The following is a 19598-nucleotide window of genomic DNA, read 5'->3' as shown; positions in this document are numbered from 1 at the left end:
CCATGGCGTACCGGGACTCGAGCGGGCTCACCCTCGCCGACTACCCCCGGCCCTCGGTCGCGGTGGACGTCGCGGTGCTCACCGTCCGGGAGTCCACCCTGCACGTGGTCTCGGTGACCCGCGAGGAGCAGGGCACCCGGCTGCCCGGCACGTTCCTGCACCCCGGCGAGCGGCTCGCCGACGCCGCCGCGCGGGTGCTGCGCGACAAGGCCGGGCTGCACGACGTCGAGGTCCACCAGCTCGAGGTGTTCGACGCCCCCGACCGCGACGACCGCGGGTGGGTGCTCTCCGTCGGCCACGGCGCCGCGCTGCCGGCGGGCCGGGTCCCCGCGGGCACGTCGCTGCTGCCGCTGCCCGGGGGCCGCACCGACGTGGCCCTGCAGTACGACCACACCACCATCATCGAGCGCGCGGTGGCGGACCTGCGGGCCCGCTACGGCCGGGCCGTCGACCCCGACGGGCTGCTGCGCGAGGAGTTCACCGTCCTGGAGCTGCGCCAGGTCTACGAGGCGGTCTTCGGCCGTACCCTGGTGCGGGACACGTTCCGCCGCACGATGATCGACCACCTCGACGACACCGGGGAGCGGCGCAGCGACGGCCCCGGCCGACCGGCCGCGGTGTTCCGCCGCCGCCCCGGCTCGCTGCTGCCGCCGAGTGCGCACACCTTCCTCGTCGGCGGCCGGCCCGGGGACCTGCGGTGAGCGACGTGCGCCCCGCCTCCCGCCACGAGGCCGCGGTGCTGCGCGCCTGGGCCGACGTGGCCGTGCTGGCCCCGGTCCCGGTGCCCGGCACGGCCGTCCCGCTGCCGGACGCCCCGACCGGGCCCGGCCGCGTCCACCTGGCCTGCCTGCCCGCCACCGTGGTGCAGGGCTGGCTGCGCGCGGCCCTGCCCGAGACCGACGCCGCACCGTGGCCCGGCCGGGTGGGGCGCGCGTGCTTCGACCTCGACGACGCGGGGGCGCCCGTCCCCGGGTCCCTGCTGGTGACCCCGCTGCTGGACCTGGCCCACGCCCTCTACGCCAAGTCGGCCGGGATGGCGCTGGACGCCGGGCTCACCGACGAGGCCCTGGCCCAGGTGGCCGCGCTGGACGAGACGCTGCAGCGGGTGTTCGCCCGGCTCGCGCCCGGAGCCGACGTCCTCGGCACCTGCGCGGCCCTCGGCCGGGCGGCGCCCCGGGTGCAGCACCGGGAGGCGGGCGGCACCACCGGCACGCCGGTCGACCTGCTGGCCCCCGCCGGACCGCTGCCCGGGGAGGCGCTGCTGCCGGCCGAGCTGTACGACGCCGTCGACCACGGGGTCGCCCCCGCCCTCGCCCACCTGCTGGCGGGGCGGCCCGGCTCCCGGCCGGTGCGGCGCACCGACGTCGGCACCGTGGCCGGGCTCGCGACCCTGCTCTCCCCCGACGACCTGCCCCGCGCCGCCGCGCCGGGCCCCGCCGACCCGTTGCCCGTCCAGGTGGCCGTCACCGCCCTGCTGCGGGAGCGGGCCCCGCTGACCACCGTCGCCGGACGCGACCCGGGCCGCGTGACCGCGGTGCTCGACGGGCTCGTGGCGGGCCTGGCGCTCGAGCGGGCCGACGCGCTCGTCGCCGGCGGCACCCCGGTCGCGGCGCTGACCGACGACGGGGTGGTCGACGGGGTGGCCGGACGCGAGCTGGTGCTCGTCGGTCCCGCGCCCGACGACGTGCCCCGGCTGGTCGACGTCCTGGCCGAGCTGCGCGCCGGCGGCGGGCTGGACCGTGCCGCCGTCACCCCGGGTGAGTGGGGTCGGCGCCGGCACACCTTCGCCCTGGCCGAGCAGGCGGTCGCCGACGCGCTGCGGGTGCGGGCCGACGCGACGGGCGCCCGGTGGGAGCTGGCCGACCGGGAGGCCGACGCCGCAGCGGCCGACACCGCCCTGGGCCGGGCGCGGGAGGAGGTCGGCGCAGCGCAGCAGGCCGTGCTCGCCGCCGAGCTGGCCGAGTCCGAGACCGGGGAGGCCCTGGCCGCGGCCCGGACCGCCCGGGACGAGGCCACGACGGGGGAACCGCCGCGCCGCGCGCTGGGCCGTCGACGGGCCTGGGCGGCACGGGGAGTGGAGACCGAGGCCGCGCTCGCCGACGCCCACCGCGCCCGGGACGAGGCGCGCACCGCCCACACCGCAGCCCGGGTGACCGTGCAGCAGCGGGTGGCGGTGCGGGTCGCCGCCGAGCAGGCCGCCCGGGAGGCCAGGGAGGCCGCCGCGGCGGTGCGCGGGCGGACCCGCGCGGACGACCCGACGGTGGTCGACGAGGGCTGGTGGGCCCGGGACGACGCCGTGCGCCGGGCCGGCACCGCGTGGGTGGACGACGAGCTGCAGGAGCTGCGGGTGGCCCTCGCGGCTGCGGCGCAGCGGCTTACCGACGTGGCCGTGCGCGTCCTGCTGCCCCGGCTGCGGCCCCGGCTGCTCGGGGACGTGCCGCGCGACGCGGGCTTCTGGCAGGCCCTGGGGCTGGTGCACCCGGTGCTGCAGGTGGACCCGGACGACGCCGTGCGGCTGCTGGCCGGGGCGCCGGTCGACACCGTCGGGTGGCTCGCCCTCACCGGCGCGGAGACGGTCGACGCCGCCACCGCCGCGGCCCTGCTGCGCCGGGTGCGCCACGCGGTCGTCGTCGGGGCCCCGGAGGCCGCGGCGCCGACCCCCCTGCTGCCGGCGACGCTCGTCGCGCACCTGACCACCCGCCACGGTCTCGCGGCGGGCTGGGCGGGGACGGGGCTGCTGCGGCTCGCGCAGTCCACCGCCACCACCGGCACCGACGTCGACGGCACCTGGCAGGGCATCCCGGTCGACCCCGACCAAGACCCCGAGGACGACGAGTGACCGTGTCCCCGCGCAAGATCATCATCGACTGCGACCCTGGCCACGACGACGCGGTCGCCCTCGTCCTCGCCCACGGCAGCCCCGCCGTCGAGCTGCTCGCCGTCACCACCGTCGTCGGCAACCAGTCGCTGGAGAAGGTGACCCGCAACGCCCGCGCGGTGGCCACGGTCATCGGGATGCACGACGTGCCGATCGCGGCGGGGTGCGCCCGGCCGCTGCTCGAGCCCACCCGCGCCGCCGGCCACATCCACGGCGAGTCGGGCCTCGGTGGGGTCGCGCTGCCCGAGCCGACGGTGCCGCTGGACCCCCGCCACGGCGTCGACCTCATCATCGAGACGGTGATGAGCCACGAGCCGGGCACGGTGACGCTCGTGCCCACGGCGACGCTGACCAACGTGGCGATGGCCGCCCGCAGGGAGCCGCGCATCGTCGACCGGGTGGCCGAGGTGGTGCTCATGGGCGGCGGCGTGCGGCGCGGGAACGTCACGGCCAGTGCGGAGTTCAACATCATCAGCGACCCGGAGGCCGCGCGCATCGTGTTCCGCGAGCCGTGGCCGCTGACCATGGTGGGCCTGGACCTCACCCACCAGGCGCTGGCCACCCCGGAGGTCACCGCCCGCATCCGGGACGTCGGCACCGCACCCGCCCGCTTCGTCGACGCGCTGCTCGGGTTCTACGGCGACGCCTACCGGGCCTCGCAGGGCCTCGGCGCGCCCCCGGTGCACGACCCGTGCGCGGTCGCCCGCGTCATAGACCCCACCGTCGTCACCACCCGGCGCGCCCCCGTCGACGTCGAGCTGACCGGGGAGCTGACCCGCGGGGCGACCGTGGTCGACCTGCGCGGCCCGGCACCCGAGGGGTGCACCACCTCGGTCGCGGTCGACCTGGACCGGGACCGCTTCTGGGACCTCGTGGTCGACGCGCTGGAGCGGATCGGCGAGGGCGGGGCGTGACCGGCCGGGTCGTGGTGGTCGGCTCGCTCAACGCCGACCTCACCGTGCGGGTCGCCCGGCTGCCGCGGCCCGGCGAGACCCTGACGGGCTCGGAGCTGGTGGTGGCCCCGGGCGGCAAGAGCGCCAATCAGGCGGTGGCCGCCGCGGTGCTGGGGGCGACGGTTTGCCTGGTGGGCGCGGTCGGCGACGACGAGCACGCGGCACTGCTCCTCGACCGCGCCCGGGAGTCCGGTGTGGACGTCACCGGCGTGGTCCGGCTGGCCGGGACCGCCACGGGCACTGCGGTCATCGTGGTCGACGACGCCGGTGAGAACACCATCGTCGTCTCCCCCGCGGCCAACGGTCGGCTGACCCCCGAGCACGTGAGTGACGCCGGCCTGACCGCCGACGACGTGCTGTGCCTGTGCCTCGAGGTGCCCGCAGAGGTCGTGCTCGCCGCGGCCCGGGCCGCGCGGGACGTGGGCGCCCGGGTGCTGCTGAACCCGTCGCCGCCGGACGGGCTGCCCGACGGGCTGCTCGAGCTGGCCGACGTGCTGGTGTGCAACGCCGGCGAGGCCGAGCAGCTGCTGGGCGGCGGCGACTGGGCCGGCGTGCGGGACGCCGCGCGGGCGAGCGGGGTCGCGACCACCGTGGTCACCCTGGGCGGCGACGGCGCGGTGGTGCTGGCCGACGAGGTCACCGCCGTGCCCACCGAGGCCGTGGACGTCGTCGACACCACGGGCTGCGGCGACGCGTTCCTCGGGGTGCTGGCCGCGCGCCTGGCCGCGGGTGACGACGTGCTCGACGGGTCCCGGACCGCCTGCCGCGCGGCGTCGCTCGCCGCCGGGGCAGCCGGGGCACAGTCGTCCTACGACAGCTTCGCGCGACTGCGCGGCTGAGCCACCCGGCGAGCAGGAGGCGTGCGCGTCATCCTGTCCCCGCACGCACGCACCCCGGCTCGTGGAGGAGACCTCTCGTGGCACGCCTGCAGGACTCGCCCCGGTTCCTCTACCTGGTCCGCGACTTCGACTCGCTGTACCGCACCGGCTCGGCGGGGGGCAGCGCCGTCATCCGCCGGCACCTGCGCCTGGTGCGGGAGACGATCTCCGACGTGGTCGAGGCCAACCCCACGGTCGTCCCGCGCGAGCCCTCCGACAAGCCGGTGGTCCACCACCTGCCGCGGGCGCTCGACGTGGGCGCGCGCGGCGCCCTGCCGGGGCTGAGCCGCAGCATCGAGCGGGTGGCCGACCAGCTGACGTGGGAGTGGGGGTACGAGAAGGTGCGGCCGTCGTTGGCCAAGAAGTACGCGTACTGCGAGATCGTCGGTCCCGCAGGACCCGTGGTGTCCCCGGACATCATCCTCGGCCTCGTGCTGTTCGCCCCGCGCACCACCTACCCGCAGCACCACCACCGCGACATCGAGGAGAGCTACGTCGCCATCGCGGGGGCGTGGTCGGAGAACGACGAGGCCGTGCACGCGCCCGGCTCGCTCATCCTCAACCGGGCGCACCACGAGCACCGCATCACCACCGGGGACTTCGAGCCGTGCCTGCTCGCCTACCCCTGGCTCGGCCCGCCGGAGCGGCTGAGCGCCCCGGGCATGACCTTCTCCCGGCGGCGCGTCAGGCCCGCCTGAGCACGGCGGCAGCCCGGGGCCGTCCGGGCGTCGGTTCTTGTCGGTCCCCGTGGATAGCATCGAACACGTGTTCGACATCATCGAGGCGGGGCAGGCGCAGGCGGCGGGTCTGCTGTCCGCGGCGGCTGCGCTGCACCGCGACATCGCCCGCGCGCAGCACGCGCAGGTGGTGGCGGTGTCGGCGTTCTGCCGGCTGCGGGAGGAGCTCGACGACGCCGACCCGACGGTGTCGGAGGTGACCGCGGCGCGGGCGCGGTTCGAGGCCGGGGAGTTCGCCCGCTCCGAGGTCGCCGTCGCCCTGGGGGTGTCGGTGGTGGCGGCGGGTCTGCTGCAGGAGCTGGGGGACGCGCTGGAGCACCGGCCGGCGTTGTCGGCGGCGTTCGCCGCGGGGGAGGTCGACCTGGCCCGGGTGCGGGTCGTAGTCGAGGCCACCACCGAGGTCCATCCCGACCTGATGGGGCAGGTCGACGAGGCGGCCGCCGCCGCCGCCCGGATCGCCCACGGGGCCGGGCTCGGGGCCCGGGTGGGTCGCATCGTGGCCCGCCTCGACCCCGCCGCGGCGACGCGCCGGCGGAAGGTCGCCGAGCTCGACCGGCAGGTCCACGTGACCCCCCGCCCGGACGGCACCGCCACCCTGTGGGGACGGCTGCGGGGACACGAGGCGCTGGTCCTGGACCGGCGCCTGGACCAGCTCGCCGACACGATGTGCCCCGCCGACCCGCGCACCCGCGCCCAGCAACGCGCCGACGGCCTGATCTCCCTGGTCTACGGCACCGAGATGGGCTGCGGGTGCGGCGGCTGTCACCGCGAGGCGGTGCTCCCCCTGCCCCGGGTCGAGCTCATCGTCGCCCCCGCCGACACCAGCACCAGCGCGGGCACCGGCACCGGCACCGGCACGGGCATCGCGGCCGCAGAGCTGATCGGGCACGGGCCCATCGACCCCACCCTCGCCGCGGTGCTGGCCGCCGCCGCCGAGACCGTCCGCGCCGCCACCCTCGTCAACGGCGCCCTGACCGCCACTCACCTCGTCGACCCCACTGCCTACCGCTACACCCCCGGCGCCGCCCTCGCCCGCACCCTGCGACTTCGCGACCGCACCTGCCGTTTCCCCGGCTGCCGGCGCCGTGCCACCCAGGCCGACCTCGACCACCTCGTCCCGTTCCGCCACGACGACCCCACCCGCGGCGGGCTGACCGTGTGGGACAACCTGTTCGCGCTCTGCCGCCACCACCACCGCGCCAAGACCCTCCGCGTCTGGACCTACCACCACCTCGGCGACGCCGTCCTGGAGTGGACCAGCCCCACCGGCACCACCCACACCACCAGACCACCCCCCATCCACGACACCGGCGACGACGACCCGCCGTTCTGAGCGGAAACCCCGGTGCGCCGGATCGTCGCGCCCTCGTAGCCTCCCGCCCATGAGCGGCTGGACCGAGATCACCGACCTCGAGACCCTCGTCGAGCTGGTCGGGGGTGAGCCCGGCGCGCGCGCCCGCGGCAAGGTCCGCTCCAGCCTGCTCGACACCGACCGGCAGTGGCTGGCGGCCTCACCGTTCTGCGTGCTGGCCACCGCGGGCGCCGACGGCACCGTTGACGCGTCCCCCAAGGGCGACCCCGCGGGCCGGCTCGTCCACGTCCTCGACGACCGCACCCTGGCCCTGGCCGAGCGCCCCGGCAACCGCCGCGTCGACGGCTACCGCAACATCCTGACCAACCCCCACGTCGCACTGCTCTTCCTCATCCCGGGCCGCGGCGACACCCTGCGCGTCAACGGCCGCGCCCGGCTGGTCAGCGACGCACCGTTCCTGGACACGATGGTCGTCCGGGGCCACCGACCCACGTTCGCGCTCGTCGTCGAGGTCGAGGAGGTGTTCTCCCACTGCTCCAAGGCGTTCCTGCGCTCCGAGCTGTGGGAGCCGGAGACGTGGGCCCCGCACGCCACCGTCCCCCGTCAGGCCGTGCTCGCCGCCGCGTCCGACACCACGGGCACGTCGCTCGAAGAGCTCGACGCCTACTACGGCCCGTCCTACGCCGACCGGCTCTACCGGTGATCGACACCGACCTGCCCCCAGGCGCCCCGGGCACGGCCGTCGTCCGCGGGGTCGCCGCCTGCCTCGCGTCGGCCCTCGAGGTCCCCGTGGCGAGTCTGCCCCCGGGCGGGGGCGACCTCGACACCGCACTCGGCACCTGGCGCACCTGGCTCGCCGGCCACGGCTCCGGCCTGGTCCCCGTCGCGGACCCGGCCCGGTTCCAGTGGGCGGGGTGGTGGATCGCCGTGACGGCCGACGACGTCGCCGTCCTCGCCTTCGGCACCCCGCCCGGGGTGGTCCTCAGCCCGCAGGACCCGACCCTGCTGGGCCGCGCCACCGCCGAGCTCGCCCTGGTGCGGGCCTGGGTCGTCGCGTCGCTCGACCCCCGGCTCGACCGTCCCCACCGCACCCCGACGCCCGGGCACGTCGCGGCGCTGGCGGTCGCCGCGGGCCCGGGGGAGCCGGTGCAGCGCCTCGACCACGCCACCGCCCGTGCGGGCCGCGGCCTCGACGGGGACCGCTACGCCGCCGGCACGGGCACCTTCGGCCCCCGCTCGGGGCCGCGGTCCGGCTACGACCTCACCCTGGTGGCCGCGGAGGCGCTGGAGCAGCTGGCCGCGGCCGGGCACCCGGTCACCTTCGAGGCCACCCGCCGCACCGTCCTCACCCGCGGCGTCGACCTCGACGCGCTGCTCGGCCGGGACTTCCTGCTCGGCGAGGTGCGCTGCCGGGGCGTGCGCCGCTGCGAGCCCTGCGCCCGCCTCGAGCGGCTGTCCGGCCCGGGCGTGCTGCGGCCGCTGATCCACCGCGGCGGCCTGCGCGTCGACGTCCTCACCGACGGCGAGGTCCACGTGGGGAGCCCGATCACCCCTGCCTGAGTGCCGTCACCGCCCACAGCGGGTCACCGCGGTGCCCGCGCGGCGTCCGCAGCTCCACCCGGGGCTCGTCGAACCCGCCCGCCGCGGCCAGGTAGCGCACCACGATCTCCGCCCGGCCCGGCTCGTCGGCCTCCAGCCAGCCCCGCACCGCCTTGGTCGGGAAGCACCGGTTGGAGAACGTCAGCGCCACCACCCCGCCGGGCACCAGCACCCGCGCGGCCTCGGCGAGCACCGCCACCGGGTGCACCAGGTAGTCGATCGACACCACGCAGGTCACCGCGTCGACGGAGGCGTCCGGCAGCGGCAGGGTGGGGTCGACGTTGAGGTCCTTCACGATCCGCTGCGTCGCGTCGGGGTTGACGTCGAGCTCGGCCCGGTTCATCCCCATCGCCACCAGCGACGCGGGCGGCTCGGGCAGGTGCGACACCCACGACGAGCACAGGTCCAGCACCCGGGAGCCGGCCCCGATGCCCAGCTCGCGGTACAGCGCGGTCACGGCGGCGATCGCGTCGTCGTCGATGTGGGTGACCAGCCGCACCGGGACGTAGAACTCGTCGTCCGGGCTCGGGTCGGCGCGGTCGAAGAAGCCGGGCGGGAAGTCGGGGGTGCTCACCGCACCAGCGCACCACGGCCCCGCCCCGACAGCCACCTCACAGCCCGCAGCCAGAACCGCCCCAGCCCGGCGCGCGAACGTACTGCTGTGACCACGACCGCTGCCCCGCTGCCGGGGAGCCTCGACCCCGCCGCGCTGACCCGCGCGGGCGGCGAGCTGGCCGGGCGCGCCCGGGCCGGGGTGCGGCTGGGCCGCGCCCTGCTGCTCGACGCCACACCCGCCGCGCAGCTGGCCCGCTACACCCTGGTCGGCGCCGTCACCTCGCTGCTCTACGCGCTGGTCTTCGTCGCCCTCGAGACCACCTCGGCGCTGGGCGCGACCGTCGCCGCCGCCACCGCGAGCACCGTCGTGGCCAACGAGCTGCACCGCCGGCTCACCTTCCACGCCGCCGCCACCGTCGGCTTCCTCGCCGGCCAGCTCGAGAGCGGTGGGCTCGCGCTGGTGGCGATCGCGGTCAGCGCCCTGGCCACCACCGCGCTCGGCGCGGTGGTCACCGACCCGTCCACGCTGCTGCGCATCACGGTGGTGCTGGGTGCCACCGGAGCGGTGGGGCTGGCCAAGTTCGCGGCCCTGCGCGGGGTCGTCTTCGCGCGCGGTAGGTGACGGGCGCCGGGCCCGATACCCTAGGGGCAACCATGAGCATGCCCGACACGCCGTCCCCCACCACTGCCACCGAGGTCGCCCTCGACGAGGCAGCCCCCGCCGCGACCGAGACCCCCGCCGCCGAGCTGCCGGTCCCCGTCCCCGACCAGGCCGCCGCCGACGCCCCCGTCCCGGCCGAGCACCAGCCCGAGCCACCGGCTGCCGCCCCCGCCGAGCAGCAGGCTCCCGCCGAGCACACCGCCATCTCCCCCACCGACGACGACGGCGGCCCCACCTTCGCCGACCTCGACATCGACGACCGCGTGCTGCAGGGCCTGCGCGACGTGGGCTACGAGAGCCCGTCGCCCATCCAGGCCGCGACGATCCCGCCGCTGCTGGCCGGCCGCCACGTCGTCGGCCTGGCCCAGACCGGCACCGGCAAGACGGCCGCGTTCGCCGTGCCGATCCTCAGCCGCATCGACCCCACCCAGCACCGGCCGCAGGCCCTCGTCCTCGCCCCCACCCGCGAGCTGGCCCTGCAGGTGTCCGAGGCGTTCGGCCGCTACGCCAAGCACCTGCCCCGGGTGAACGTGCTGCCGATCTACGGCGGCCAGGCCTACGGCCAGCAGATCTCCGGGCTGCGCCGCGGCGCCCACATCGTCGTCGGCACCCCGGGCCGGGTCATCGACCACCTGCAGAAGGGCACCCTCGACCTCACCGAGCTGCGCTTCCTGGTCCTCGACGAGGCCGACGAGATGCTGCGCATGGGGTTCCAGGAGGACGTCGAGACGATCCTCGCCGACACCCCGGCCGACAAGCAGGTGGCGCTGTTCTCCGCCACCATGCCGTCGCAGATCCGGCGCATCGCGGGCAAGTACCTCACCGACGCCGCCGAGATCACCGTGAAGACCAAGACGGTCACCCGCACCAGCACCCGGCAGCGCTTCCTGCGCATCCCGCACCAGCAGAAGCTCGACGCGCTGACCCGCATCTTCGAGGTCGAGGACTTCGACGCGATGATCATCTTCGTGCGGACGAAGTCGGCCACCGAGGACCTCGCCGAGCGGCTGCGCGCCCGCGGCTACTCCGCGGCCGCCATCAACGGTGACCTGGCCCAGGCGCAGCGCGAGCGCACCATCGGCCAGCTCAAGTCCGGCGCGCTGGACGTGCTCGTGGCCACCGACGTCGCCGCCCGCGGCCTCGACGTCGAGCGCATCAGCCACGTCGTCAACTTCGACATCCCGCACGACACCGAGTCCTACGTCCACCGCATCGGCCGCACCGGCCGCGGGGGCCGCGAGGGTGACGCACTGCTGTTCGTCACCCCCCGCGAGCGCCACCTGCTGGCCTCCATCGAGCGCGCCACCCGCCAGCCGATCGAGGAGATGCAGCTCCCCACGGTCGACGACGTCAACCAGACGCGGGTGGCCAAGCTGGCCGAGCAGATCACCCGGCACCTCGACTCCGAGGAGCTGCCGCTGTTCCGCCGCCTCGTCGAGGACTACGTGCGCGAGCACGAGGTGCCGATGCTCGACGTGGCCGCCGCCCTGGGCGTGCTCAGCCAGGCCGGCCAGTCGTTCCTGCTCAAGCCGGAGCCACCGCGCAAGGTCCGGGAGCGCGACGAGCGCCCGGCGCGGGACCGCGCGCCGCGCACGGACTCCGGCAAGGGGTCCGGCGGCAAGGGGTCGATCAGCAAGGGCCGCGGCGGGCCGTACGCGACGTACCGGATCAACGTCGGCAAGCGGCACAAGGTGCAGCCGGGCGCCATCGTCGGGGCCATCGCCAACGAGGGCGGCCTGGGCCGCGGCGACTTCGGCCACATCGACATCCGCGCCGACCACTCGCTGGTCGAGCTGCCCGCGGACCTCTCGGACTCGACGTTCGAGGCGCTCCGCGGCACCCGCATCTCGGGCAAGCTCATCGGCCTGACCCGCGACGACGGCTCCGACGGCCCGATCACCCCGCGCGAGAAGAAGCCCTACCGCGGGCAGGGCCCCCGCTAACGGCTCGCCCGGTCGTCCTCGCCCTGCTCGTCGAGGGCGGGGTCGTCCGGGTGGTCGTCGTCGGGGTAGGTGCCCAGCACCTGCGCCACGGGGACGTCGGTGGTGGAGTGCAGCGCGATCGAGACCACCACGGTGGCCACGATGAGCGCGAACAGCTGCTCGGACTGCTCCAGGTCGGACTCCAGCACGATGAGGCCGTAGACGACGCTGGCGAACCCCTTGGGCCCGAACCACGCCGCGGCGCAGCGCTGCGGGCGCTCGAGCCGGCTCCCGACGAGGGAGAGCAGCACCGGCAGCGGCCGGCCCAGCAGCAGGGCCAACGCGGCGAACACCCAGCCCAGCACCCCGACGTCGGCGACCACCGTGACGGTGACCAGGGTGCCGAACGCGAGCAGCGCGAAGTTCTTGGCCAGCTCCCCGAGCAGCTCCCCGGTGCCGGCGAACAGCTCCGAGGCCCGGGGGCTCACCGTGGCCAGGGTGATGCCGCCGACGAACGCGGCCAGGAACGGGTTGGCCCCCGTGGCCAGGCAGGTGGCGTAGAGCAGGGCGCCCACGGCGATGGGCCCGAGCGGGGCGAGCCGGGCCTCGACGCCGACCAGCGGCAGCCGCAGCAGCGCCGCCCCGACGAGCGGGAACGCGACCCCGAGCCCGACGCCCAGGGCGACCTCGCCGAGCAGCGTGCCCAGCTCGGTGGACTCCCCGGGCGGCCGGCCGCCGAGGGTGCCGACGAGCAGCAGCACCACCGGCAGGGCCAGCCCGTCGTTGAGCCCGCTCTCGATGTTGAGCAGGCTGCGCAGCCGTCGCGGCACGTCGTCCCGGCCGACCAGGGCGGCGGCGAACACCGGGTCGGTGGGGGCGAGCACCGCGCCGAGCAGCAGGGCGGGCACCCAGTCCAGCCCCACGACGTAGTGGGCGAGCGCGCCGACGAGCAGGAACGTCAGCGGCATCCCGACGAGCAGCGCCCGGGTGGGCTCGCGCCAGCGCCGCCGCAGCACCCCCAGCGGGGCCCGCTGCCCGTCGGCGAACAGCACGACGAACAGCGTCGCCCCGGCCACCTGGCGGGTGGTGGACAGGTCGAGCCGGTCCGCCCCGATCACCAGCGGCCCGGCGACGAGGCCGGCCACGAGGAAGACGAACGACGTGGAGAGCGGGCTGCGCTCGGAGAGCTCGGAGAGCAGGACGGCGACGAGCAGCGCGATCCCGAACGTCACCAGCAGCGCCACCCGGCGAGGCTAGGCGTGCCCGCCGGGTGGCGCCGACCAGGTCAGGGGACGAGCACGACCTTGCCGTGGGTGTGGCCGGCCATCACGGCCTCGTGCGCGGCCCGGGCCTCGGCCAGCGGGTAGGTCGCCTCGACGGTGACCTCCAGCTGCCCCTCCTCGACGTAGTCGACGAGCTCGAGGCGGGCCTTGTCGCGCAGCTCGGTGCCCGGGTCGGCGCCGGGGCCGCCGCCGAGGGCCTTGATGCCGTCGTCCTGCGCCCGTCCGAAGGCGGCGATGGTGGCGATGCGGGAGCGGTCCTCGACGAGGTCGAGCGAGACGTCGACCGCCTCGTCGGTGCCGATGCAGTCGATGGCGGCGTCCACCCCGTCGGCGGCGACCTCGCGGACCGCGTCGGCCAGGCCGTCGCCGTACTCGACGGGGACCACGCCGTAGCCCTGCAGCACGCCGTGGTTGCCGATGCTGGCGGTGCCGATGACGTTGGCGCCCAGCGCCTTGGCCAGCTGCACGACCATGAGCCCGACGCCCCCGGCGGCACCGTGCACCAGCACCGTGTCCCCCACCTGGACGTCGACGGCGGTGAGCGCGTGGACCGCGGTGGTGCCGGTGAGCATCAGCCCGCCCGCGGCCTCGAAGGACATCTGGGCCGGCTTGGGCACCAGGTCGGCGGCGGGGACGACGACCTGCTCGGCGGCCGCCCCGGTGACGCGGAACCCGATGACCTCGTCCCCGACCTCCCAGGCGCGGTCCGGGCCCTGGGCGCCCTCCCCCACGGCCGCCACCACCCCGGCCAGCTCCATGCCGACCCGCTGCGGGTACTGCCCGCCCGGGCCCATGGCCCCGCCGTAGAGCTTGTGGTCGACGGGGTTGACCCCGGCGGCGCGGACGTCGACGAGGACCTCGCCCGCTCCCGGCACGGGGGTGTCGACCTCCACCACGGAGAGGACCTCGGGGCCGCCCTCGCGGTCTGCCTGCACGATGCGCGTCATGGCAGGGACAACGCCGCGGCCGGGGCCGGGTAGTCCCGTCGGGGTGCCGTGCCAGGCTGGTCGCGTGGTGGTGGCGCACGGGCTCTGGTCCCCGGGGACGGGCCTGCTGCTGTGGAACCAGGCCGACGACGGCACCGTCGTCGAGGACCCCGGCCTGCTGCCCGGCCCGCCCGGGGCGTGGTCGGGCGCGCTGCGCGAGGCGCTGGCCCCCGGGGCGCTGCGCCGCCGCGTCGAGCTGGCCCTGCCCACCCGCGGCGGCCGCCCGCTGCTGCCCGGGGACACCCGGGAGGCGGTGCTGGGCTCCCACCGGGTCGCGGCGTCCGCGCTGGCCCCGCCCGACGCGGTCGACCTGCTGCTCGACGTGGCCGGCGAGCACGACCACGCCCTCGACCCGTGGCGGCTCGGGGCCGACCTGCGCTTCCTCGGCGAGCTGGTGGCCGGGCTGGCCCGGTGGGTGTGGTCGGGCCGGGTGGTGCCGACCCTGCGGGAGGTCGACGACGAGTGGTGGGCCGGCTGGACCCTCGTCGACGACGGCGGCACCCGCGGCTGGCGGCGGCGCGCGCTGCAGGCCTGGCCCCCGGTGCTGCGCGCCGAGCTGCGCGACGGCACCCCGCTGGCCGCCAACGCGGTGCTCGACGACCTGGTCACCGAGCTGACCGACGCGCTGGTCTCCTCGACGCTCGCGCTGAGCCCGGCCCGGGCCGACCCCGGCCCGCACCCGTGGACGCGGGCGCTGGACTCCGGCGAGCCCGTCGACGCCGGGGCCCGCGGGCTGCCGGTGCTGGCCGCGGCGCTCACCCAGTGGCGCTCCAGCGGCGCCGACGACGGGCCCGAGGTGCTGTTCCGGCTGCTCGAGCCCAGCGAGTCCGACCTCGACGACCTCACCGACGAGCCCGTCGACGGCGGGGCCGTCGAACCCCGCTGGCTGCTGGAGACCTGCCTGCGGACCGAGGACGCCGCGCCCGTGCCGCTGCGGACGCTGCCGGAGTCCCCGGAGCACGCCCGCCTCGCCCTGACCGCCCTGGGCGAGGCGATGACGGCCTGGCCGCGGCTGCGCGGGCTCACCCCGAACACCCGCGACCACGTCGTGGTGCTCTCCACCGCCGACGCGGTCGACCTCGTCGAGCACGGGGCGCTGGCGCTGCGCGAGGCCGGGTTCACCGTGCTGCTGCCCCGGGCCTGGGCGCGGGCCGACCCGGCGCTGCGGCTGCAGGTGGACACCCCGGACGTGCCCGCGGTGACCCCGGGGCAGCTCGGCATGGACGCGCTCGTCGACTACTCCTGGCAGCTGACCCTGGGCGGGGAGACGCTGAGCCCGGCGGCGATGCGCGAGCTCGTCGCGGCCAAGGCCCCGCTGGTGCGGCTGCGCGGGGACTGGGTGCGGGTCGACGCCGGGGTGCTGGCCAAGGCCGCCCGCTACGTCGCCGCCCACGCGGCCGGGGACGGGCCCGCGCCCAGCATGGGGGCACTGCTGGGCACCCTGACCGGGGCCGACCCGCCCCCGGTGCCCGTCGCCGAGGTCGAGGCACGAGGCTGGCTGGGGCGGCTGCTGGGCACCGACGGCGACACCCGGGTGCAGACCGTCGGCGCCCCCGCCGGGCTCGACGCCACGCTGCGGCCGTACCAGCAGCGCGGCGTCGACTGGCTCGCGTTCATGTCCGACCTCGGCCTCGGCGTCGTCCTGGCCGACGACATGGGCCTGGGCAAGACGGTGCAGCTGCTGGCCCTGCTGTGCCACGAGCTGCCGCGCGGCCCGGCCCCGACGCTGCTGGTGTGCCCGATGTCCGTCGTCGGCAACTGGCAGCGCGAGGCCGCCCGGTTCGCCCCGCACCTGCGGGTGCTCGTCCACCACGGCCCGGGCCGGCTGCGCGGGGAGGCGTTCACCGCCGCGGCGGCGCAGCACGACCTGGTGCTCACCACCTACGCCCTGGTCAGCCGGGACAAGGCGCTGCTGGCCGGCACCCGGTGGCGGCGGGTGGCACTCGACGAGGCGCAGCACGTGAAGAACGCGACCACCGCGCAGGCCCGGGCCGTGCGGGCGCTGCCCGCCGAGCACCGCCTCGCCCTGACCGGCACCCCGGTGGAGAACCGGCTCGAGGAGATGCGCAGCCTGCTCGACTTCGCCAACCCCGGGATGCTCGGGTCGGCGCAGGGCTTCCGGGCGCGGTTCGCGGTGCCCATCGAGCGGGACCGCGACGAGCGCGCCCTGTCCCGCCTGCGGACCGTCACCCAGCCGTTCGTGCTGCGCCGGCTCAAGACCGACCCGGCCATCGTCCCGGACCTGCCCAGCAAGTTCGAGATGGTGGTGCGGGCCAACCTGACCCCCGAGCAGGCCTCGCTCTACCAGGCCACGGTGGACGAGATGCTGCGGACCATCGCCGAGTCCCAGGGCATCCAGCGCAAGGCCCTGGTGCTGCAGACGCTGACCCGTCTCAAGCAGATCTGCAACCACCCGGCGCACTTCCTGGCCGACGGCTCGGGCGTGCTCCGCCGCGGCGCGCACCGCTCCGGCAAGCTCGCGCTGGTCGAGGACGTGGTCGAGGCCGTCCTCGGCGACGACGAGCGCGCCCTGCTGTTCACCCAGTTCACGCAGTTCGGCGACCTGGTGGGGCCGTGGCTGGCGGAGCGGTTCGGCGTCGAGGTCCCGTTCCTGCACGGCGGGGTGAGCAAGGCCGGGCGCGACGCGATGGTGGCGGACTTCCAGACCGGGGCCGGGGCGCCGCTGCTGCTGCTCTCCCTCAAGGCCGGCGGCACCGGGCTGAACCTCACCGCGGCCAACCACGTGGTGCACCTCGACCGGTGGTGGAACCCGGCGGTGGAGGACCAGGCCACCGACCGGGCGTTCCGCATCGGGCAGCGCCGCGACGTGCAGGTGCGCAAGCTGGTGTGCGTGGGCACGGTCGAGGAGCGCATCGACGCCCTCGTCGCGGGCAAGTCCGAGCTGGCCGACCTGGCCGTGGGCGACGGCGAGGGCTGGCTGACCGAGCTGGGCACCGACGAGCTGCGCACCCTGCTCACCCTGGGGTCGGAGGCCGTCGGTGGCTGAGCGCGCTGGGGGCCGGACGTGGTGGGGGCGCCTGCTGGCCGACCGGGTCGGCGGGCTGGTCGACGAGGGTCGGCTGGCGCGGGGGCGTTCCTACGCGCGCAGCGGCAAGGTGCTGGGGCTCGACCTCTCGGGCCCGCGGGTGGTGGGCACGGTCGCGGGCAGCGAGCCGCGGCCGTACTCGGCCACGGTGTCGTTCACCCCGCTGCGCCCGCCCGACGCCGACGCGCTGCGCGAGGCCGTCGCGGCGGACCCGGCCCTCGGGGCGACCCTGCTCTCCGGGGTGATGCCCGACGAGCTGGTCGACGACCGGTTCGGGCTCTTCCCCACCCACCGCAGCGAGCTCGACGTCACCTGCACCTGCCCGGACTTCGCCTCCCCGTGCAAGCACGCCGCCGCCGTCCTGCTCACCCTCGTCGACCGCGTGGACGCGGCCCCCGCCACCCTGCTGCGGCTGCGCGGGCAGGACGTCGACTCCCTCGTCGGGGTGGCTGCCGGTGAGGAGACGGAGTCCGACCTGGCCGACCTGGTCGACGACTTCTTCTCCCCCCGCGCCGCGCTGCGGCCGACCGAGGTGCGGTTCCGGCCCGTGCTCGACGAGCTCGACCCGGGGGTGCTGCGTCAGGCGCTGATGAACGGCCTGCCGTCCGGGCCCGTCGGCGCGCCCGTCAGCGCCGCGGTCGCCTACCTGCAGGACTGCTACCGCCGCCTCGGCTGAGCCCCGGCCTGCCCCAGCGCCCCCTGCCGCGCCGGGCGCACTTTCCGGTGTCGAACGGCCGCCCGGGCCGCACCGGGCGCACTATCCGGTGTCGGGCGGCCGCCCGGGCCGCGCCGGGCGCACTATCCGGTGTCGGGGCGACGGGTCAGGAGTGCTCGGGGGCCCCGGTGGCGAGGCCGGCGGTCCAGCGCTGCTCGACGCGGCCGTACTTCCACACGCCGACGGCCACGAGCCACGTCACCACGAACAGCCCGACGATCGCGTAGCCCACGTTGTTCAGGTCGAGCGACCCGACCACGGCCAGCGGCCCGGAATCGATGCCCAGCTTCTCGGTGAGGATCGACACCAGCTCGATGACCCCGATGATGAGCGCGACGGCGACCGACAGCGCGGTGATCGTCATGTTGTAGAACACCTTGCGCACCGGCTTGGAGAACGCCCAGCCGTAGGCGAAGTTCATGAAGCAGCCGTCGATCGTGTCGAGCAGGCTCATGCCCGCGGCGAAGAGGACCGGCAGGGTCAGCACCGCGTACCAGGGCAGGGCGAACGCGGCCGCACCCCCGGCGAGCACGAGCAGGCCCACCTCGGTGGCGGTGTCGAAGCCCAGGCCGAACAGCAGGCCGACGGGGTACATGTGGCCGGGCTTGCGCACGGCGCGGGTGACGCGGCCGAGGATGCGGTTCATCGCGCCGCGGTTGTCGAGCTGGTGCTCCAGGGCCGCCTCGTCGAACTCGCCGCGGCGCATGTTCCGGAACACCTTGACGATGCCGACGAGCACCACGAGGTTGAGCAGCCCGATGAGGACGAGGAACACCCCGGAGACGCTGGTCCCGATCAGCCCGGTCGTCTGCTGCAGCGTGGACGAGTCGTCCTCGAGCTGGCCGGCCAGGGCGCGCACGCCCAGGGACAGCAGCACCACCAGGCCGAAGACGATCGAGGAGTGGCCGAGGGAGAACCAGAACCCGACCGAGAGCGGCCGCTTCTCCTCCGCCATGAGCTTGCGGGTGGTGTTGTCGATGGCGGCGATGTGGTCGGCGTCGAACGCGTGCCGCATGCCGAGCACGTAGGCGGTCAGGCCCAGGCCGACGCCGAAGACCTGCCCGTTGCCGACGTCGTAGCTGGCGGGGGCGACGATCCCGGCCAGGACGCCCCAGCCGACCACGTGCAGCAGCAGGACGAAGCCCGCCATCCCCAGCACCGAGGTCCACTCGGCCCGGGTCAGCGAGGCCCTCACCCGGGCGACCCGGGTGGGGCGCTCGACGGTCGTCGTCATCGGTGCCTGCTCTCGTCGTGCCCCGCCGGGACAGCGGTCCCGGCGGGGCTGACGCTAGAGCGCACCGATGCTTGGTGCAAGACAGTTGCAACGACGTGGCACCCGCAGCGCGGCGGGCACCAGGTCAGGCGTCCGGGGCGACCAGGCAGTACGTCCGTGCCGGGTCCGGGTAGGCGATGGCCGCACCCAGGACGGGGCCAAACTGGTCGCACAGCGACGGGTCGTTCTGGCCGTCGGCCCGCAGCCCCACCTTCGCGTCGGCGTCCGGCGACGAGCAGTCGGCCTCGACGGCGACCGAGTACAGGCCCGTCAGCCCGCCGTAGCAGGTGCCCTCGGCCAGGTTGGCGACGAGGCACAGCGTCGACTTCGCCGACCCCGCGGTCTTCGTGTAGGTCAGGTAGTCCTCGGTGGGGCACGTCGCGGTGCCGTCCGAGGTGCTGGCGACCTCGTAGAGGCCCGTCGGGTCGCTGCAGTCCACCTTCTCGGTCTCGGTGTCGGTCGCGCTGGCCGAGATGACGTGCAGGCACTCACCCTTGCTCGCCTCGGGTGCGACCGCGTCGTTGTTGCGCAGCTGGGTGTAGCCGACCCGCACGCCGATGACGACCAGGACCACCAGCAGCGTCACCGCGATGCGCTTGCCCACCGAGCGGCCCTTGGGCGCGGGACCCCCGGGACCGGGTCCACCCGGTCCCGGTGCACCCGGTCCCCCCGGGCCCGGTGGGTACTGCCCGGGCTGACCCCCACCCGGTGGCGGGCCGTAGCCACCCTGGCCTGGCGGCGGCCCGTACTGCCCCGACTGACCGGGCGGCGGGCCGTACTGCCCCGGCTGTCCCGGCGGG

The 19598-nt window shown here is 76.1% G+C and carries 17 protein-coding genes; 12 read left to right on the top strand and 5 right to left on the bottom strand.

Translation table 11 applies throughout. The features are described from left to right. The first annotated feature begins 2 nt into the window (after positions 1-2). From ACYVOF_RS01415 to ACYVOF_RS01380, 8 genes are all read left to right on the top strand, one after another. The gene (locus tag ACYVOF_RS01415; RefSeq protein WP_460863602.1) at positions 3-701 is read left to right on the top strand and encodes an NUDIX hydrolase; all 699 of its coding nucleotides are present in this window, start codon (positions 3-5) and stop codon (positions 699-701) included. Continuing rightward, positions 698-2839 carry a hypothetical protein gene (locus tag ACYVOF_RS01410; protein WP_460863600.1) on the top strand — a complete coding sequence of 714 codons (2142 nt, stop codon included), beginning with the start codon at positions 698-700 and terminating at the stop codon, positions 2837-2839. Before ACYVOF_RS01415 ends, ACYVOF_RS01410 begins: the two co-directional genes overlap by 4 nt. Then, positions 2836-3792 (top strand): uridine-preferring nucleoside hydrolase UriH, encoded by a 957-nt coding sequence (uriH, locus tag ACYVOF_RS01405; RefSeq protein WP_460863599.1) that lies wholly within the window; start codon positions 2836-2838, stop codon positions 3790-3792. The genes ACYVOF_RS01410 and uriH overlap by 4 nt, the downstream gene beginning before the upstream one ends. Further along, entirely contained in the window at positions 3789-4670 is an 882-nt protein-coding gene (locus tag ACYVOF_RS01400) for a ribokinase (RefSeq protein WP_460863597.1), read from the top strand. Before uriH ends, ACYVOF_RS01400 begins: the two co-directional genes overlap by 4 nt. A 77-nt stretch (positions 4671-4747) precedes the next feature. Next, positions 4748-5407 carry a dimethylsulfonioproprionate lyase family protein gene (locus tag ACYVOF_RS01395; RefSeq protein WP_460863595.1) on the top strand — a complete coding sequence of 220 codons (660 nt, stop codon included), beginning with the start codon at positions 4748-4750 and terminating at the stop codon, positions 5405-5407. A 67-nt stretch (positions 5408-5474) separates the two neighbouring features. After that, positions 5475-6779, top strand: coding sequence for an HNH endonuclease signature motif containing protein (locus ACYVOF_RS01390; RefSeq protein ID WP_460863593.1), 1305 nt, complete (start codon positions 5475-5477; stop codon positions 6777-6779). Positions 6780-6828: 49 nt separating this feature from the next. Beyond that, positions 6829-7461 carry a pyridoxamine 5'-phosphate oxidase family protein gene (locus ACYVOF_RS01385; protein WP_460863592.1) on the top strand — a complete coding sequence of 211 codons (633 nt, stop codon included), beginning with the start codon at positions 6829-6831 and terminating at the stop codon, positions 7459-7461. Beyond that, a complete protein-coding gene (locus tag ACYVOF_RS01380) occupies positions 7458-8318 on the top strand; it encodes an MOSC domain-containing protein (protein ID WP_460863590.1) in 861 nt (286 codons plus the stop codon). Before ACYVOF_RS01385 ends, ACYVOF_RS01380 begins: the two co-directional genes overlap by 4 nt. Here ACYVOF_RS01380 and ACYVOF_RS01375 read toward each other — a convergent pair. After that, entirely contained in the window at positions 8305-8931 is a 627-nt protein-coding gene (locus tag ACYVOF_RS01375) for a class I SAM-dependent methyltransferase (protein ID WP_460863588.1), read from the bottom strand. The genes ACYVOF_RS01380 and ACYVOF_RS01375 overlap by 14 nt on opposite strands. A gap of 87 nt (positions 8932-9018) precedes the next feature. Here ACYVOF_RS01375 and ACYVOF_RS01370 point away from each other — a divergent pair, with 87 nt between their 5' ends. Together ACYVOF_RS01370 and ACYVOF_RS01365 are read left to right on the top strand one after the other, a co-directional pair. Further along, positions 9019-9534: a GtrA family protein gene (locus ACYVOF_RS01370; protein ID WP_460863586.1), complete on the top strand. Its 516-nt coding sequence runs from the start codon at positions 9019-9021 to the stop codon at positions 9532-9534. 32 nt (positions 9535-9566) lie between these two features. After that, a complete protein-coding gene (locus tag ACYVOF_RS01365; RefSeq protein ID WP_460863584.1) occupies positions 9567-11516 on the top strand; it encodes a DEAD/DEAH box helicase in 1950 nt (649 codons plus the stop codon). Here the strand turns inward: ACYVOF_RS01365 and ACYVOF_RS01360 are convergent. Together ACYVOF_RS01360 and ACYVOF_RS01355 are read right to left on the bottom strand one after the other, a co-directional pair. Further along, entirely contained in the window at positions 11513-12739 is a 1227-nt protein-coding gene (locus ACYVOF_RS01360) for a cation:proton antiporter (RefSeq protein WP_460863582.1), read from the bottom strand. The two genes, ACYVOF_RS01365 and ACYVOF_RS01360, sit on opposite strands and share 4 nt — an antisense overlap. A gap of 41 nt (positions 12740-12780) precedes the next feature. Beyond that, positions 12781-13725: a quinone oxidoreductase family protein gene (locus ACYVOF_RS01355; RefSeq protein WP_460863580.1), complete on the bottom strand. Its 945-nt coding sequence runs from the start codon at positions 13723-13725 to the stop codon at positions 12781-12783. A 70-nt stretch (positions 13726-13795) separates the two neighbouring features. Between ACYVOF_RS01355 and ACYVOF_RS01350 the strand changes: the two genes are divergently transcribed. Beyond that, positions 13796-16771 carry a DEAD/DEAH box helicase gene (locus tag ACYVOF_RS01350; protein WP_460863663.1) on the top strand — a complete coding sequence of 992 codons (2976 nt, stop codon included), beginning with the start codon at positions 13796-13798 and terminating at the stop codon, positions 16769-16771. Then, entirely contained in the window at positions 16764-17486 is a 723-nt protein-coding gene (locus ACYVOF_RS01345) for an SWIM zinc finger family protein (protein WP_460863578.1), read from the top strand. Before ACYVOF_RS01350 ends, ACYVOF_RS01345 begins: the two co-directional genes overlap by 8 nt. Before the next feature lie 145 nt (positions 17487-17631). On the opposite strand, the gene nicT is transcribed toward ACYVOF_RS01345, so the two are convergent. Together nicT and ACYVOF_RS01335 are read right to left on the bottom strand one after the other, a co-directional pair. Further along, positions 17632-18759 (bottom strand): Nickel transporter NicT, encoded by a 1128-nt coding sequence (nicT, locus tag ACYVOF_RS01340; RefSeq protein ID WP_460863576.1) that lies wholly within the window; start codon positions 18757-18759, stop codon positions 17632-17634. Positions 18760-18883: 124 nt separating this feature from the next. After that, positions 18884-19402 carry an LppU/SCO3897 family protein gene (locus tag ACYVOF_RS01335; RefSeq protein WP_460863575.1) on the bottom strand — a complete coding sequence of 173 codons (519 nt, stop codon included), beginning with the start codon at positions 19400-19402 and terminating at the stop codon, positions 18884-18886. Positions 19403-19598 lie beyond the last annotated feature (196 nt).

The organism is Rhodococcus aerolatus (assembly GCF_054783215.1).
Note: the sequence above shows the minus strand (reverse complement) of the source record. Positions and strands in the feature narration are given on the sequence as shown.

What these genes read in the sequence shown, in the direction of transcription:
- ACYVOF_RS01415 (WP_460863602.1), top strand. Translation starts at nt 3, where the DNA reads ATGGCGTACCGGGACTCGAGCGGGCTCACCCTCGCCGACTACCCCCGG.
- ACYVOF_RS01385 (WP_460863592.1), top strand. Translation starts at nt 6,829, where the DNA reads ATGAGCGGCTGGACCGAGATCACCGACCTCGAGACCCTCGTCGAGCTG.
- ACYVOF_RS01365 (WP_460863584.1), top strand. Translation starts at nt 9,567, where the DNA reads ATGAGCATGCCCGACACGCCGTCCCCCACCACTGCCACCGAGGTCGCC.
- ACYVOF_RS01355 (WP_460863580.1), bottom strand. Translation starts at nt 13,725, where the DNA reads ATGACGCGCATCGTGCAGGCAGACCGCGAGGGCGGCCCCGAGGTCCTC.
- nicT (WP_460863576.1), bottom strand. Translation starts at nt 18,759, where the DNA reads ATGACGACGACCGTCGAGCGCCCCACCCGGGTCGCCCGGGTGAGGGCC.